At 67.4% G+C, this 15,564-nt stretch carries 13 protein-coding genes and 5 pseudogenes; 9 read left to right on the forward strand and 9 right to left on the reverse strand.

Annotated elements, in window-relative coordinates; all coding sequences use genetic code 11:
* Positions 1–175 precede the first annotated feature (175 nt).
* Both OHS81_RS01865 and OHS81_RS01870 read right to left on the reverse strand, forming a co-directional pair.
* Positions 176–631 (reverse strand): annotated as a pseudogene (locus OHS81_RS01865) (NADP-dependent oxidoreductase); the annotation flags it as partial.
* Between the two features lie 2 nt (positions 632–633).
* Positions 634–1,411 (reverse strand): annotated as a pseudogene (locus OHS81_RS01870) (Tn3 family transposase); the annotation flags it as partial.
* 100 nt (positions 1,412–1,511) lie between these two features.
* Here OHS81_RS01870 and OHS81_RS01875 point away from each other — a divergent pair.
* Complete coding sequence (locus OHS81_RS01875; protein ID WP_328381800.1) at positions 1,512–1,691, forward strand: hypothetical protein; 180 nt, start codon at positions 1,512–1,514, stop codon at positions 1,689–1,691.
* A gap of 105 nt (positions 1,692–1,796) precedes the next feature.
* Here OHS81_RS01875 and OHS81_RS01880 read toward each other — a convergent pair whose 3' ends face one another.
* Entirely contained in the window at positions 1,797–1,949 is a 153-nt protein-coding gene (locus tag OHS81_RS01880; protein ID WP_328381802.1) for a hypothetical protein, read from the reverse strand.
* 171 nt (positions 1,950–2,120) lie between these two features.
* Positions 2,121–2,555 carry a hypothetical protein gene (locus OHS81_RS01885; protein ID WP_328381804.1) on the reverse strand — a complete coding sequence of 145 codons (435 nt, stop codon included), beginning with the start codon at positions 2,553–2,555 and terminating at the stop codon, positions 2,121–2,123.
* A gap of 149 nt (positions 2,556–2,704) precedes the next feature.
* Between OHS81_RS01885 and OHS81_RS01890 the strand changes: the two genes are divergently transcribed.
* The 3 genes and pseudogenes from OHS81_RS01890 to OHS81_RS01900 form a co-directional block, all read left to right on the forward strand.
* Complete coding sequence (locus OHS81_RS01890; RefSeq protein WP_328381806.1) at positions 2,705–5,818, forward strand: polymorphic toxin-type HINT domain-containing protein; 3,114 nt, start codon at positions 2,705–2,707, stop codon at positions 5,816–5,818.
* Between the two features lie 25 nt (positions 5,819–5,843).
* Positions 5,844–6,341, forward strand: coding sequence for a hypothetical protein (locus OHS81_RS01895; protein ID WP_328381808.1), 498 nt, complete (start codon positions 5,844–5,846; stop codon positions 6,339–6,341).
* A gap of 169 nt (positions 6,342–6,510) precedes the next feature.
* A pseudogene (locus OHS81_RS01900) lies at positions 6,511–6,960 on the forward strand (helix-turn-helix domain-containing protein); the annotation flags it as partial.
* Between the two features lie 27 nt (positions 6,961–6,987).
* Here OHS81_RS01900 and OHS81_RS01905 read toward each other — a convergent pair.
* Entirely contained in the window at positions 6,988–8,034 is a 1,047-nt protein-coding gene (locus OHS81_RS01905) for a transposase (protein ID WP_328381810.1), read from the reverse strand.
* Positions 8,035–8,766: 732 nt separating this feature from the next.
* On the opposite strand from OHS81_RS01905, the gene OHS81_RS01910 reads away from it, so the two are divergent.
* Positions 8,767–9,144 carry a DnaB-like helicase N-terminal domain-containing protein gene (locus OHS81_RS01910; protein WP_328381812.1) on the forward strand — a complete coding sequence of 126 codons (378 nt, stop codon included), beginning with the start codon at positions 8,767–8,769 and terminating at the stop codon, positions 9,142–9,144.
* A gap of 439 nt (positions 9,145–9,583) precedes the next feature.
* Here the strand turns inward: OHS81_RS01910 and OHS81_RS01915 are convergent, their stop codons facing one another.
* On the reverse strand, positions 9,584–9,784 hold the full coding sequence (locus OHS81_RS01915; protein ID WP_328381815.1) for a hypothetical protein: 201 nt from the start codon (positions 9,782–9,784) through the stop codon (positions 9,584–9,586).
* Positions 9,785–9,862: 78 nt separating this feature from the next.
* Here OHS81_RS01915 and OHS81_RS01920 point away from each other — a divergent pair.
* Both OHS81_RS01920 and OHS81_RS01925 read left to right on the forward strand, forming a co-directional pair.
* Positions 9,863–10,150, forward strand: a pseudogene (locus tag OHS81_RS01920) (DUF317 domain-containing protein); the annotation flags it as partial.
* Positions 10,151–10,173: 23 nt separating this feature from the next.
* Positions 10,174–10,662 (forward strand): DUF317 domain-containing protein, encoded by a 489-nt coding sequence (locus tag OHS81_RS01925; protein WP_328381817.1) that lies wholly within the window; start codon positions 10,174–10,176, stop codon positions 10,660–10,662.
* Between the two features lie 710 nt (positions 10,663–11,372).
* Here the strand turns inward: OHS81_RS01925 and OHS81_RS01930 are convergent.
* Positions 11,373–12,998, reverse strand: coding sequence for an AMP-binding protein (locus tag OHS81_RS01930; RefSeq protein WP_328381819.1), 1,626 nt, complete (start codon positions 12,996–12,998; stop codon positions 11,373–11,375).
* Between the two features lie 135 nt (positions 12,999–13,133).
* Positions 13,134–13,229: pseudogene (locus OHS81_RS01935) on the reverse strand (transposase); the annotation flags it as partial.
* Positions 13,230–13,684: 455 nt separating this feature from the next.
* Here OHS81_RS01935 and OHS81_RS01940 point away from each other — a divergent pair.
* Positions 13,685–13,810 (forward strand): hypothetical protein, encoded by a 126-nt coding sequence (locus OHS81_RS01940; RefSeq protein WP_328381821.1) that lies wholly within the window; start codon positions 13,685–13,687, stop codon positions 13,808–13,810.
* Between the two features lie 222 nt (positions 13,811–14,032).
* Here OHS81_RS01940 and OHS81_RS01945 read toward each other — a convergent pair whose 3' ends face one another.
* Positions 14,033–14,641: a hypothetical protein gene (locus OHS81_RS01945; protein WP_030992798.1), complete on the reverse strand. Its 609-nt coding sequence runs from the start codon at positions 14,639–14,641 to the stop codon at positions 14,033–14,035.
* A gap of 688 nt (positions 14,642–15,329) precedes the next feature.
* Between OHS81_RS01945 and OHS81_RS01950 the strand changes: the two genes are divergently transcribed.
* Complete coding sequence (locus tag OHS81_RS01950) at positions 15,330–15,494, forward strand: hypothetical protein (RefSeq protein ID WP_167538004.1); 165 nt, start codon at positions 15,330–15,332, stop codon at positions 15,492–15,494.
* The last annotated feature ends 70 nt before the right edge of the window (positions 15,495–15,564 follow it).

Consider the following 15,564-nt stretch of genomic DNA (forward strand, 5'->3'; position numbering starts at 1 on the left):
CCGTATATCCCCGCGTGCGGGGCAACTGGCCGAGGGCGTCCGGCGACCGGGCCGAGCACTCCCTGCCCGGGCATCGTAAAGGTCCAGGTGGTGTCTTCGGTCAGGACTGCTTCCAGCTCGGGCACATTCAGCTCGTCCAGGGCGTGGGCGTAGTTCGCCAGCGCCTGCTGGAGTTGCGCAGGAACTGCTCGTGCCGGCCCGAGGCCACCGCGATGACGTGTGCCCCCTTCCATTTCGCCAGCTGCACCGCGAAGTGGCCCACTCCACCGGCGGCCCCGTTGACCAGCACGGTCATCCCTGGCGTGATCGGCACCGGCTGGTGCACCTGGCCGGTGAAAGGAGACGGCACGTCGTGGCCGAGGTCAACCAGGTACTGCCAGGCCGTGAGCACGGCCATCGGCGCCCCAGCCGCCTGCACGTGGTCGATACCGGCCGGCTTGTGAGCCAGGTCCGAAGCCGGCGCGGCCACGTACTCGGCGTACGTCCGGCCGTCGAATCCGGGGAACCGCAGCATGCCGAAGACCTCGTCACCGACGGCGAACCCCAGCACGTCCGGAGCGACCGCCTGGACCACACCCGACATGTCCGTTCCAGGGATCAGGGGGAACTCCAGCGCCGGCCTCATCCCGGCCGCGCCCGGCGGTCCGCGTCGGTGAGCTTGTCGGCCCACTTCGGATCGGCCAGGACTTCCTGCATCAGCAGCGTGTTGACGTGCACTGCGGACTGGAGCAGGTGCAGCGCGAGCATGCTGACCTCCTGGGACTCCTTATCCGCACCGGCCAGGTCGCCGTCCTTGCCGTAGAAGAGGTCCTTGTTCGCGGAGTTCCAGTTCTCGACCACCTGCACCCCTTCGTGGATCTCCTGGCGCATCTCGATGTCGGCGAGGTAGTCGCAGACGAACGAGGTCCGCACCGCCCGGCCCAGTTCCTCGATCGCCCGGTACGACGGGTGCTTGGGCCCTCCGCGGGTAAACCGGCGCAGGACCTGCTCGGCCTCGGCGGTGCCCAGGCGCAGGGCGGTGGTGTACTTCACGATCTGGTCGTACTGCTGGGCGATCAGGTCCCAGTCGATCGTCTTGGTGGAAAGCACCGGGCCCAGGTTCGGCCAGTTGTCGTCCTCCCCGGCCACTGGTCGGTACAGCTTCGCCGAGCCGATGTTCTTCAGCCGGGGCATCAGCTTGAAGTCGAGCATGTGAGCGAAGGCGAACCCGACGATGGAGGCGCCGTGGGTGTCGGTGGTACTGCCGGTCCACCTCCATGTCGGTGCAGTGCCGCAGCACACCCTCGATCATCGAGGCGACCTCGGAGACCGAACAGGACTTCAACTGCGAGTAGATGCAGACAGATTTCCGCTCGACGTGCCAATAGATCATCACGCCGGGGCCCCGGTAGCGCTGGTGCCACTCGGTCATCGGATCCGGTCACACGGTGCGGCACCGGCGTGAGGCCGTGCGTGACAGCGAATCTGGGGTGGTGGGTGTGAGCGGCCCGGTCAGCAGGACGTTATTGGACGTGGTCAAGAGCCGCGAGGGCCGGCTGTATATCGCGGCGGAGGGCGTCGGCGGCCTGCTGCGCGGCATCGCCGAGGAGTACACGGCCCTCGCCGGGCCGGGTGGGTCCGTACGGGTGCCTGCGGGCGGCGCGCAGGTGCAGTTGGACTGCGCCCCCTGTCCGCCCTCGCTGCGATGCTGAACGCCCAGGCCGACGACCTCGACATCCAGCTCATCCACATGGCCGGCCAGCCCGACCCACCCGGTCCCTGAGGTGCACCCGGCCCTGTCCCCTCGCGCTGGACGGTCAGGCCCAGAGCTCCGGGCCGCCGCCCAGCCACTCGATCAGCTTTTGGTCGTCCAGGGCGATGACGCTGTCTTCGATTCCCGCCTGCCGCAGGATGTCGACCACGTCTGCGGGGCTGTACGCCACGCCGAGCACCACGTTGCTGAGGACCACCGGCCGGCCTCCCTCGCTGGAGGGCGCAAGAACCTGCACTGGTCGGGGCCGCACCGCGTTCACGGGGGAATTGGAACACCCACTCAACGATGAAGCGGGACTACAGCAACGGTCTTACGGACAAATCGCGGGCCGGCAGCGTCCGAACCTGCCCGGCCCGCTGTCGTCGGGTCAGCCGAAATCGAACGTCTCCTGCGCGAAGTCGGCCGGGGCCGGGCTGGGCAGGGGCGGCGGTGCGCCGTCCTGGTGTGCGGCCCTCCAGCGCTCGGCCAGCTCGCCCTTCCAACCCTTGGGCGGGGGCCATGGAATGCCCCAGGCAGCGAGCTGGTCACGCTTCCAGCCACCGGCAGGCGTGCGCGCGGCTTGGATCTCTTCGGACGAGGGCAGGTCAGGCACCTCTAGCGACCGCCCATGAGGAACAGGGCCGACGCCGGGTGCGAAAGGTCCTTCGGGAAGCCGGTCGACCAACGACTTCAGCGCCTGGACGGCGTCCGACACAGCGGGCGCCGGCAGGTCCTTCGCATCGTCCAGCACCACGCGGTTGAACTCCTCGATCAGATCCCGGGCCTGACGCGCCAACTTCGCCGGATCCGTCTTCGCCGCCATCGCGACCAGAAGGCGCGGCTATCGGCCCGTGTCAGGCTCGGGGGTGGCCCTCATCCCAGCTTGGCCGCCCAGCCCGCAACGTCCCGATGTGGTGGGAACGGTCCAAGAAGGCGGCAACGGAGGCAGAGGCTTCCAAGGATGACTCCCGGATGGCCGCTGCTGCAGCGCAGCGAGCTGCTTCGGCAGCGTCTCAGGCGGCGTCTGCCGCGCAGGAGGCCATTGGTGCGGCGCGAGCGGCCACGCATTCGGCGCGCATCGCAGCGAACGCCGCGGCTCGGGCGGCGTCTGCCGCAGCCGGAGCTGCCCAGGCCGCTTCTCGGGCCCGTGGTGCCGCAGCCGCTGCTGCCATCAATGCGAGCGATGCCTCCGCAGCGCGAAAGGCGGCTACTGACGCCCGGGCCGCAGCCAAGAATGCCAGCGCGGGAGCGGACGCCGCCGACGAGGCAAACAAGGCCGCGACGGCCGCCGGTGATGCCGCCCAGGACGCCGTGGCCGCCGGCGCCAACGCCCAGGATGCCGCCAACGCCGCCGAAGCGGCGGGTAATTACGCCGGTCAGTCCGATGCAAGTGCGGCTGAGGCACGCCGCGCTGCGGCGGAAGCCCGTCGTCATGCCGATGAGGCCACCCGCGCCGCGAACGCCGCCACCTCCCTGGCCCGCAAGGCAGCAACCGCCGCAGGCCAGGCTCGCGATGCCGCCAGGTCGGCAGCCAAACACGCCAATGCGGCCGCCGACGCCGCCGAAGCAGCTGCCGATCATGCCGGTGAAGCCGCAAACGCGGCGACCAAGTCCGCCGCTGCCGCCGACGCTGCTCAGGAGGACGCCGACGCAGCAAGCGCGGCGGTCGACAAGGCGAAGGACATCTACGGCCTGGCGCGGGAGTTCGAGGCCGCGGAGATCCTCACGCGCACCAACGAGGGGATCGAGCACGCCAAGGACCTCAAGACGGACAACGACCAGTTGCAGACCGACCGGACCAATGCGGCCGAGGAGCTCCAGAAGTTCCAGACAGACGCGCAGCGTTTGGCGGCCGAGGCCGGCCAGGACGGCGCCAACCCCAAGGGCGTCGTGGCCAAGGGACGTAAGGCCGCGCTGCTGGCGATGAAGTCCGGCGGCCCCTGGAGCCAGGCGGCCGCCGAGGCGGCCCTGGGCGGTACCGATGACGATGTTGCCGAGTACGTCCACACCGGCTGGAAGCAGGCCGCCCAGCAGGACGACCGCGTCGACGTCGGGCGACTCGCCGGCGAGAGCCCGCTGGAGGCGGTGCGTACCGCCGCCGAGCAAGCGCTCAAGGGTGACGCGGCACAGGTCAATGCGTTCCTGGCCACCGGTCAGTATCAGGCGGGCAGGGAGGACTTCCGCGTCGAGATCGCGCAGGTCATTAATGACGGCGGTCCCGGAGTGCGCGAGTCTGGTCGGGCCGCGCTGAACTCCGGATCCACCGACAAGTACTACGGGTTCCTGGCCAGCGGGCAGTACACCGCCCGCACGGAGGACGAACGGGTTCGCGCAGCCCAGCTGATCAACAGCGGCGGGCCGGAGATGAAGGCCGCAGGTCGCATCGCCCTGGAAAGCCCGCCGCAGCTGCTGCACTCCTTCATCGAGTCCGGGCAGTACTCCGCGCAACGCAAGGATCTGCTGGCCGCCACCCACACTGCCCGCGTCCAGCAGCTCATCGCCGAAGCCGCACGTACGGCGGCGACCGCCCAGCAGAATGCCGCCGAGGCCCGCAAGGTCGCCGCCCTCGCGGCGAGGAAGACCGAAGAGGCCAAGAAGTACGCCAAACAGGCCCAGGCGTCGGCCGATACGGCAAAGGACTCCGCCGCCGACGCAGCGAAGTCCGCCAAGGAGGCCGAAGCCTCCGCAGCGCGCGCTGCCGAGTCCGCCAAGACCGCTCGCAAGGCCGAGGCTGACGCCAACCAAGCGGCGTCCAACGCCGCGACTTCCTCCGCCGACGCAGCGGTCTCCGCACAACTGGCGCACGTCTCCGCCAACACTGCGTGGGCCGAAGCACGTCGCGCCCACGACTCCGCCACCGCGGCTGGTAAGGACGCCACCGCCGCCCACAAGGCGGCCGGCGACGCATTCGACATCGCCGCCGACAAGTTCAAGGCCGAGGCCGAGGCCCAGCGCAAGGCCGAGGCCGAAGCCAAGAAGAAGGCCGCCAAGGATCCCGGGAAGATCGCCCGCGATCAGTACATGTGCGGAGTCATGGGCTGCGACGCCGCCCACAACTTCCCCAGCTGGTGCATACGCAACTGGGGCTACTGCACCATGCTCTCCGCCGGAACGAAGCTCGAACCCGGCCTCCAGAAGATATGGAAATTCGAGAAGGACCTCATCGGCATTGGCATGCTCCAGGAGTGCTTCCACACCGGAGACTTCGACGCCTGCACACAACTCGCACGGGACGCCGCTTTCGGCACCAAGCTCAAACTCCTCTCACGCGCCTACGAAGCACTGCGAGCAATCTACTTGGGATGCACCCAGTGCTTCCCTGCGGGCACCAAAGTCCTCATGGGCGACGCCTCCACACGCAACATCGAGGATGTCGAACCAGGCGAGACGGTACTCGCAACCGACCCTCAAACCGGCGAAACCACTCCACGCAAGGTAACGCGCCGGATCGTCACCGAAGAAGACAAACACTTCAACGAACTCACACTCACCACCCCCAACGGCCCGCGTAAACTCACCGCCACCTACGAGCACCCCTTCTGGAGCAAATCCCGCCACCGCTGGCTCACGGCACAGCAACTCACACCGGGAACCAGCCTCCAGAGCAACAGGGGAACCGCCGTTCCCGTCCAAGCCAATCGGCCCTTCGACAAGCACGCACGTACGTACAACCTCACCGTCGATGACCTGCACACGTACTATGTGCTGGCGGGAACTACGCCGATACTCGTTCACAATGCAAACTGTGGGGTCGGCAGCGCCCTCAAGAGGTGGCATAGTCAGGACTTTACTTTCGGCGACAACTCCTTCCTGCTCCGGAAACAGGACCTCACCCATATACTCGAAGAGCACCACCCTGCCTACCTTCGGGGAAATCCCGGCAGAAACACCTTGTTCGACAAGCGGATGAGCATTGAGGACGTCAAGGACGCGATATCCTCAGTAATGAGGCAGAATCAGCAAAAGCTGAGCAACTCGGAATACTCCCAGGGGAAGTGGGACAAAGTGTACGGAGAATACCAGGGACACCAATATGTCCTTGGCTTCGGAGATGGCGTAGTCGGCCAATTCTATCCACTCCCGTAAGAGCAGCCCGAACGGCAGGTACAGCATGGCACGCGACAAATCAGTGACGGTTAAAGTGCGAACCTTCGCGGTTTCCAATCTGCGAGAATTCACACCGATCGAAATCTCCGAGATCGCCTTCTCCCGTGATCAGCGAATCCAGGGGGGGATCGAACTCCATATCGGTGACACTCTGATCCTCGGACGCAGTGACACCGACACGATCGATGCGCTCTGGTCCTTGATCCTCACCTATATCGAAGGATTCATGAAGGATCGGAGCGGAGTGCTCAATTTCCCGGAGCGCGGTTTCATGTTCAGCCTCAAAAAGATGGGCCACGGAGACGCTTTGGTGAAGTTTACCGACCGAGAAGATAAGCGGGCCGCTGTAGGCCGCGAGAAGGATATTCTCGCGGCGCTGACGTCAGGTGCCGTGGAGTTCTTCAGTGCCGTTCTGGACTCCTCCCCCAAAGACGATTGGAGCTACCGAAGGGACCTCAATACGGCACAGCGTTTGTATGCGGAGTGCTCAGGCCTTCAATGACCTGGCCGATCACTTAGTTGCTGACCTTTCCGGGGAGGAAATGTGCGTGCAACGTGGACGCGCTGCCCGATACCATGCTTTTCGGACTAGGCAGCATTAGCAGCGAGAGGCCCCGCCGATTAACCTTCGGTTCCGGTGGTCGTCGCAACACCCCAGCTCAAGGGGTGCGATGGACTTCGCGATCCGTAAGGTCCGCAAGGCTCAGGGGCCTGTGAAGCTCCAAGCCGAGCGGGAGGAATACTTCCGGCTCGTGCAGATGGGGCTGACCAACAAAGAGGCAAGCCGACGCGTCGGCGTCCATGAACGGACCGGCCGTGAATGGCGAAACGGCCGGATGGACCCGAAGCGGCGGCGGGTTCCTGCTCTGGTAGAGCAGGAGCCCGAGCCCTCGGCGACGAGGTACCTGCGGGACGACGGGCGCATCCACATCGCCGACCGGCTGCGGGAGAAGGCATCCGTCCGGGCCATCGCCGCCGAGCTGAGCCGCAGCCCTTCCACCATCAGCCGGGAAATCCGCCGCAACGGCATGCCCCTGCGTGGGGACCACACCCGATGGGGCTATCGCCCTCACGCCGCCCAGCGGCAGGCCGACCGGCGCCGGCCCCGACCCAAGCCCGGCAGCCGTGAGGATGTGTTGCACGTGTGTCTAGACGATTCCGCGGTAGCGGCAGTGGCGTAGGCCGTGGGCGCGGACCGTCTCGGACACTGTGGCCTCGCGGCCGGAGCGGCCGCTTCCAGTTTGTGGTGTAAAAGTACCCGCGAACAGGTTTCGTGGGGTCGATGTTATGGCGGCCTTGGTGAGGGACACGCGGGGCCTGGGGGCGAGGTGGGTCACTTCTGCCTCGGTGGGGTGGATCAAGTCGCGTCGCATGCGTTCGAGTTGACGGACGGTGGCGGGGGTGGTGGTGAAGCCGCGCCAGCCGGTGGCAGCCCTGGACAGGACGGCGAAGGCGAGGGAGACGCAGCTGGTCTCGCCGGGGAAGCGGCCGATGACCTTGACGCGGCGGCGGGTCTCGCCGAAGGTCCGCTCGATAAAGTTGGAGCGCCGGATGCGCTTGTGGTACTCGGCGGGACACCGCAGGTAAGTGGCGAGTGAATTCCAGTCGGCCAGAAGGGAATTGGCCGCGGCCGGGTAGGTCTTCTCCCGCTTCGCCGCGAAGTCGCCGAGGCGGCGTCGACGAGCAGCCGGCCGAGGCAAGACCGAGTGCGGCGGTATCGAAGATCTCCCAGAACTCCTTCGGCGGCGGCTTCCAGGCCGATGAAGACGGGTTTGCCGTCGGTGTCGATGCCCCACGGCCAGCACCGGCTCCGCGGGCGCGTTCGGGTGCATGCGGAAGTGCAAGGCGTCGATGAACAAGTAGTCCAGCGTGACGCCGGTCAGGTCGCGCATCCACCAGGCGTCATACTCGCCGCGGATGGCCTGGCAGATGTTGAAGACCGTGGACTTCGACAGCGCCGCGTCGGAGCCGAGGGCTTCGGCGCGGGTGTTCTCCACGTCCCGGGTGGACAGGCCGCGGACGAACGAGGCGATCACCAGCGACTCCAGCGCATTCGTCCGCGTCACCATGGTGCCGAACCACCGCAGCATGCGGTCGGCGCCGTTGATCAGCGGCACCATCCACTCGCGCGGGCCCGAGCCGCGGGCGCCCTCGCCGTGACGCACATGGAGCTTGCCGAAGGGCCCAGGTCCCACTTGATGTCGGCCAGGTCGAGTTTGCAGGCCTCGCTCACCCTGAGTCCGACCTGTGACATCAGTTTCGATGCGGTGTAGTTCCGTGCGGTGAGGGCGAACTTGCGGCAGGTCGCCAGCTCGCCACCCCAGCCGGCGAACAGCGCCTGCCCTCCGGCTCGGTCGGCGGATCCGCAGGACGGCGTCCTTGGATACCCGCGGGCGGTCCATCTCGTCGATCGAGCACTCGACGACCCGCCCGGTCATCCGAAGGATCTCGACCTCGTGCCGCAGTTCCAGCAATCAATATGTGAGATATCAGCCCTCGGCGAACAGCAAAAACAGCCTCTGACCTGGGCATTTGACTTGATCACTAGAATCCAGTCCTAGCCTATATAATGTCCACCTGGTCCGCCGTGGTCCGTGGCGACAGCGAATATCCAGGTCAGAGGCTCTTGCGTGCCCCCGTGCGCTCTCGTTTGTGAGAGATGCGTGAGACGAGGTGAGACGAAGAGTCTTCTGGTCGCAACTGAATCCTGGTGGGTCTCCGGTGCGGCGGAACGCCCCGCTCCATCGGCCCCGCACGGAGGTCCAGCCGGGCGGGTGCCTGCCTGTCGACGCACCGGGGCTGGGCGAATCTCCACCCAGCCTCCGCATCGGCAAGCCGTGGTAGGCATCATGCGCGGCGGCGTGATCTCGGCGGTTTGGCTCGCCCATCGTCTCGGGATCCGCGACGTGCGGACCATCATGAGGTGGTTGCAGCCCGACGACTTCACGCACCCTCTGCATGCCGGGCTGTGGCAGTGCCTGGTCGCCCTGACGCGGCGCGATACCCCCGTCGACCCCGTGACGGCCCTGTGGGAGGCGCAGCACCGTGGCCTCCTCGGCGCCGGGGCCGAGCCGAGTGAGCTGCTCGACCTCCTCGCCGGACCGGTCGGCTCCCCGGAGTCCTGGGGCGAGCGGGTCCTCCAGCGCTCCGTCCCCGGGGTCGCCGCATCGGTGGGCGCATCGAGGCATTCGCCGAGGACCCGGCCAGCACGCCGTACCAGCTCATCACCGGCAGCCGCCGCGCTCTCGCCGATCTGTCCGCCGTACGTATCCGGTGGCAGCACGCCACCTCACCCGCGCCGGTGAGCAAACCCGCGCGCATCAGGGGCACGGCGGCGCCCCGGGCCGGTCCACCACGGACCACGGCTCCGCCCGCAGCACGCACCTTCCGCTGACCCAAGCCCGCCGCTGGCCGGCTCCCTTTGCCCGGCACCGGCAGAAAGAGCACTCCTTGGTGACACCCCCCTCCATCGACGCCCCTGTCCGCCTCGACATCCACCCCACGCACCCCAGCGCTGTGATTGCCGCCCTTACCGGCGCCCAGGCTCACATAGCCCACGTGGGCCTGGAGGCCGCCGACTGGCACGTCGCCGCCAAGAACACCCTGGTGCTGGCCCGCATCGACCACGAGGAGCCTTACTGGGCCGAGGACGCCGCCCGGGAACTGATCACCTCGGGGATCGCCGTCGAGATCACGCCGTGGCTCCGGGAAGCCATCGACGTTGAGTGGGCGTTGGCCACCGACTCAAAGCCCTGGAGTACCCTCGCCCAGCTCCGGGAGATCTTCGCCGAGGCACAGACGATCTTTGACGACATCCGTCACGGTCGCCTCCTCATTCACGCCCACGCCCTGGACAGCCGCACCACGGTCGCGGTCGGGACCTACCTCGACAGCGGCAAGAGCGTCCATCTCCACGGCGAGGACCGTCGGCGACAGGTAGAGCACCTCTTCGACTCACCCGCCCAGGCGCTGGTCGCCTTCGAGCGGCTCCACGGCGACACCATGCGTCCCGGCCCCGCGCCGATGACCGACACCGAGCGCGCCGCTGACGAAGCCCGGACCTCACTCAACGCACCTCCCGCCGGGCCCGAGCCTCCCCGCCCGGAGCCGGAGACCGTACCCGCCTACGCCGCCGATCCCGGCGACCACGACGCCCTCCTTGACGAATTCCTCGACGCACACGGCGAATGGTCGAAGTGGCGCACCGGGTCAGACGAGACCACCCACGCCATCCACGAATCCCAGACCCTGCGCATCGAGCGCATCCACGACGCCCCCGCCCACGAGACCGCCTGGACCGTGGCCGCCTACGAGACGCCGGTCTCAGACCGCATGTGGCACCTCACCGCGACTGGAGCGACACCCGCCCCGTGCTGCAGGAGCTGCTGGACCACCTCGCCGACGGTGACGGATGGGACACAGCCGTCGGCGGCGCCGTGGATGAGAAGTCCGTCGCCGCCGCCACCAAGCCGCTCGTTGAGGCAGGCTGGACGCACACGGTCGACGGGCGCTGGATCCGCTGGACGAACCCGTCAAAGGACGCGGGAGTTCTCTTCGACGCCTTCGCTGCCCAGAAGCCGAGCAGCGCCCTCGCCACCTGGACCATCTGGGCCGGCCCGAGCGTCGACCAGCCCACCTGGACCCTCACAGCGTCCCCGCACACCCCGAGTTCGCTGCTGGCCGGCCTCTCCGAGATCCTCGCCCACGGAGTCGGCACCCGTCAGACGCACCCCGCGGGCCGCGAACGCAAGACGACTCTCGGCACCACCCCGCCGGCCACGCCGGCAGTCGTAGCCATCCCCACTGCCAGCCGTTCACGCTGATCACCAGAGCGGAACCACATAGCGCGGGATCGCCGGTTAGCCAAACCGGCGATCCCGCGGATGACCTGGTCGACCTTGTGGGCCCGGCGGGCGGCGAGGGCTTCCCGGGGATACGGCACTACGGATGACACATCTCACACGTACCGTCTCCCCACTGGAGGCCATGCGGGTGCTCAGAGTTGGGCCGCTTTCAACCGGGCTAGGTCGGCGAGTCTGCTGTACGTAGCCCCGTCGGCATCAAAGCTGATGCCGACTCAGCCGTTGCATTCGACGCCGAAGTCACCAGCGGCTTCGAGGAGTTCCCCCAACAGTCGACCGCCGTCCCTGTTTGCCCCTGAGAGGGGCGGCGGAGCGTGGAGGGCCAACGTACGGGCAGCGGTGGCTTGCTGTGGGCGGCCACTGACAGAAACGCCCTTCGAGCCTTCTGGCAACGCCTGGTGGTTTCCCCAGGTCAGCACGCTCGTCACCGAGGGTGACCCACCCGTCCGGGATCCAGATGGCGACGTGTCCCTCGGTGAAAGGATCGAGACCGGGAGGCTCCAGCACGAACACAGCCTCTGCGACCTCCCGGCAGGGCACCGAGAGGACAGCTGCGCCGCACTTCCGCTCTTTCACAGGGGAGGCGCAACCGGTCGAGGCGCGCCACAACCACCCTGTGTTCACAGTGCACTTGACCCCGAACCGGCCGGGTGCCTCCATAACAACAGAGCCTATGGCGTGGCCAAGGCGCCGCTCGTCCACGCGGCGCGCAGCGCCTTCTTGTCCACCTTGCCGACCTTGGTCGTCGGCAGCTGGTCAAGCAGCACCGTCTTGCGGGGCGTGTACAGCTCACCCAACTCGGCGGTCACCGCCGCGCCGACCGCCTCCGGGTCGACGTCAGCGCCCGCGGCCGTGGCCAGGAAGATCTGTACGGCCTCCCCGTACTCCTCGTCCGGCACACCCAGCGCCGCCGCGTTGCGCACACCGGGCAGCGTGAGAAGGAAATCCTCCAGGACCCGGGAGTAGACGTTGTCGCTGGTGCTGCCGGTGACGATGATGTCCTTGGCCCGGTCGACGAGATAGAGGTAGCCCTCGGCGTCGAGATAACCCATGTCCCCGGTGCGCAGCCAGCCGTCCTGCAGTGCCGCCGCGGTGCGCTCCGGGTCCTCGTAGTAGCCGAGCATCACCGCGTTGCCCCGGACACACACCTCGCCGACCTGCCTAACGGGCAACGCCGCAGTGCTGTCCTCGGCACGGATCTCGATCTCGGTGTCGGATATCGCGCGACCGCAGCTGCGCCAGAGCTCGGGGCGCAGGGCACACTCCGAAGCGAGCTCCTCCGCGCCGAACGCGGCGATGCCGAGCGCCTCCGACTGCCCGTAGCCCTGGCCGAGCACCGGCCCGAAGACCTCGACCGCCTGCTGCAGCCGACTGGGCGACGTGGCCGCGCCGCCCACGACGATCCGCCGCAGCGCGGGCAGGACGCCCGGCTTGCACTCCGGATGGTCGAGAACCGCGTACATCATGGGCGGCACGAACATGGTGGCGGTGATCCGCTCCTCGCGCAGCACCGTCAGCGCCGCGCCCGCTTCGAACTCGGGCAGCACGACCAGGGCGGACCCCGTCAACAGGGCCTGGATCGAGGTGATATGGCCGCTGCCGTGCGTGAGCAGCGTGGCAGCGAGCACCCTGTCCGTGCTCGGGTCCATGGCCGGGAAGAACGCGGGGCCGGAGTCCTCCGCGGCATCCGTCACCAGGTCGACCAGCGTGTCGTAGAGCCGGTGGGTGTGCGCGGCAAGCTTGGGGCGGCCCAGGGTTCCGCCGGTGTAGAGGACGGTGACGGCCTCGTCCGCTCCCGGGGCGGGTACACCGTCGGGGCGCGCGTCCGGGCACTCGGCCGCCAGGGCCAGCAGGTCCGCGCACCGCTGCTCACAAGGGCCGAGGCTGAGCAGTGCGGGGGCGTGGACGCTGCGGCCGGCCGCATCGGCGGCCCGTTCCGCGAAGAGCGGGTCGGTGACCACGGCGCGCGCCCGGGACTGCTCGACGAGCGCGGCGAGCTCGCCGGGCCCCGGCTCGGGCGGCAAGAAGACGACGCGGCAGCCGATGAGATGGACGGCGAGCTGAACGAGGACCGAGTCGACACGGTTGGCCAGAAAAAGCCCCACCCCGTCGCCGGGCGCGAGCCCCTGCCCCCGCAGCGCATGCCCCAGCCTGAACAGCTGCCGCCGGGCTTCCCCTCTGGTCAGCCGCTGCTTCCCCTGGACGAGCGCCTCGGCGTCCTCGTCCTTGTTCCAGTGCTCCAGAATGCGGTCCACGTACGTCCGCGGCTCGGATATTTCCTGTGCGTTAACGATCACCAACACATGCAAACATGCCGCTCAGCGGCCTTGACCTCACGGGGGCCACCTTCGGCCATCGCCCGGCGGAGTATTATCCCCGCGATGCAAATCCGGTATTCGCAGGTCAGTTGAGCGTCTGAGAGAGCGCACCCGGCCGAACTCGTCGAACGCGAAGACCCGGTCGGGGAAGCGTTCCAGCACCTTCTCGATGCGGTCGAGTTTGGCGTCGCGCTCGGGATCGGCCGACTCCGCTGACCGACGGACATAAGTGTGGCTTCACAGACGGGGGATGCCGCGGAGCCACCCTCTCAGCGTACTGTCCGTCTGTCCCTTCCACAGGGCCTTGCGCCGGACGGCTATCCCCTGAGCAGGGCTTCGGCGTAGTCGGCGGGCGTCCGTTTCGTGACCACTTGCAGTGAAGGGAGTGCGAGCGGACGGTTCCTGTCTCATGTCCATTGCGCCTCGGTGGCCTGCGTCTCCGCGCACCGTCGGGCGGAGCCAGCCGACGGTGCCGGGGGGGGTGACCCCTGCGTGGCTGAAGAGACGGGTGCAGATGCGGATGACGCTCGTGCATGGGATGAGCGGCGGGGCTGGGCGTTCGGGCTGATAGCAGATCATCCGGCTGCGAGGAGTGCGGCACACGCTGGCCGTCGTCCTCGACCTGACCGCGTGCGCCGTGGCGGACCGACAGCGCACCCCGCGCTATGGCGACCTGGCGCAACCTCGCGGTCGGCGCCCTGCGACTGAACGGCGCGAAGAACATCGCCTCCGGCCGTTGCCGCAATGCGCGTGACGCCCGCCGACCCCTCACACTCCTCGGCCTCGCCTGAGCACGAAGTGGACCTCACTCGACTACGCCGAAGCCCTGAGGGCTGTCGCAGAATAACTTCAGGCTTTGATCTTGGTCAGGCGGGCTGTCTCGCGAGGTCATCGAGTGGAACGGCGCTTCGGCGTTCGTAAGTTATTTTCCGACGGCTCCCTGGGCCGCTCAGGGGGCGACCGGGTCCGGCGCACGGCGTTCTCTCAGGCCGAGACCGAGAGGTAACGCCGCCTCAGATGGTCGGGGTGTCGTCAACAATCGGCCTGTGAATCTCAACGACCGGCTTCCACCCCGCGGAGAACTCGATGAAGTCCGCACGGGTGGGGTAGGTGTCGACCGCGCGACGGTCACGCTTGGGGCTGTCGCTCCCCTTGCGCCCCCGGGGAATCTGCTCCTCGAAGATGTCGACCTTCACGTCGGGAACCTCCTTGAGTCCCTGGCGCCAGATCTGCACGACGTCGGCACCGAAGGCCTGCCGGGCCGCAGCGTAAAGGGCCGTGAGGGCCCCCTTGTCCCCACTAGGGACGAAAAGCGCCAGGTCCAGCACGACACCGGCGGACTGGAGGACCTCGATGGTCACCGAGCCGTTCTCGTCTGCCAAGTAGATTCCGGCTTCATTCTCGTCGTCGGGAAGGCAGGAGACCTCTTCCTGGAATACGGTTCTCGCCGTGATCAAGCCGCCCTCGAAATCCTCACCGGACTTGGTCAGAAAAGCAGGGACATAGCAGTCGGGAAGCTTGAGTTCTGCCGTTTCGGCGGAAATGAAGAGCCTGTCTTTCACGCCGAGCTTCGTCACCTCTTCCAGCGAGAGGCGGCGAGCGGCGATCTTCTCCGTGTTCACGATTTCCCTTTCAGGTTGCATTGTCCCTCGAACAAGGACGCTACCACGAAACGCTGAGGTCAACTGCCCAGCAATCTTTTGGTAGATGGCCTCCGATGACCTGCACGGGAGGATACCGAAGCGAGTGCCACTCGACCGGGAACACGCATCCGCCAGGTAGTGTCCCTCGTCATGCTGTTGGGGATCAACTGGCGGCTGCATTTCGGTGCGTTGGATAGCACGGAGGAACCAAAAGAGAGCTTACGGCAGATATCACCCATATCACCTTCGGGGAGGTGGCGGCGCGGTAAGGCGATCCATTCGTCGCGCATCTCGAAGAGCGCAGCGGAAACCAACCGGATGGTCCGACAACGCAACAACGGAGACCCCCACCGGCAACATCTGGATGAAGCGCGAACCGGAAGTCGCGTACTACCGCGCCCTCTTCGTTCAGGACTCGGCGTAGTCGACTGACGCCCGCTTGCTGACGTCTCGTCATGTTGAGCGGGGTTCAATACACAGCAGGCACGGACGTCCGCGATCGCGGGCGCGCCGGTGGGGAAGCTGGTCCGTCCCCGTGCTCTCGCCGACACCCACAGAGGCCGCGGAGCCCACCACGGGGCACCAGCACCCTGCATGGCGTCTTTTTGCTTGCCTCCGTGAGGCGTGGGCGGCACTGTGTGTGGCTCGCATCGGAGGGAGCGAACGCATGAGCAATCAGCGAAGGCTCGAAGGGCGCAGTGAACTGCTTGTGGCGGTCGAGGTGCTGTCCGGCGTCCACGATCGCAACGACGCGAGCATGTCCGACCCGCCACCGGACGCCACAGGCGACACCCAGCCCGACGGTGACGGTCTGAACCACCCCGCCGGTTAACCGCCCCGCCGCGGGCCGTTCGGCAACCGCCGCACGGCCCGTCGCTCGTGCCCCGGCACAAATAGAGGAG

It is taken from the genome of Streptomyces sp. NBC_00400, assembly GCF_036048035.1.
In the GTDB taxonomy this organism is placed as follows: Bacteria; Actinomycetota; Actinomycetes; order Streptomycetales; family Streptomycetaceae; genus Streptomyces.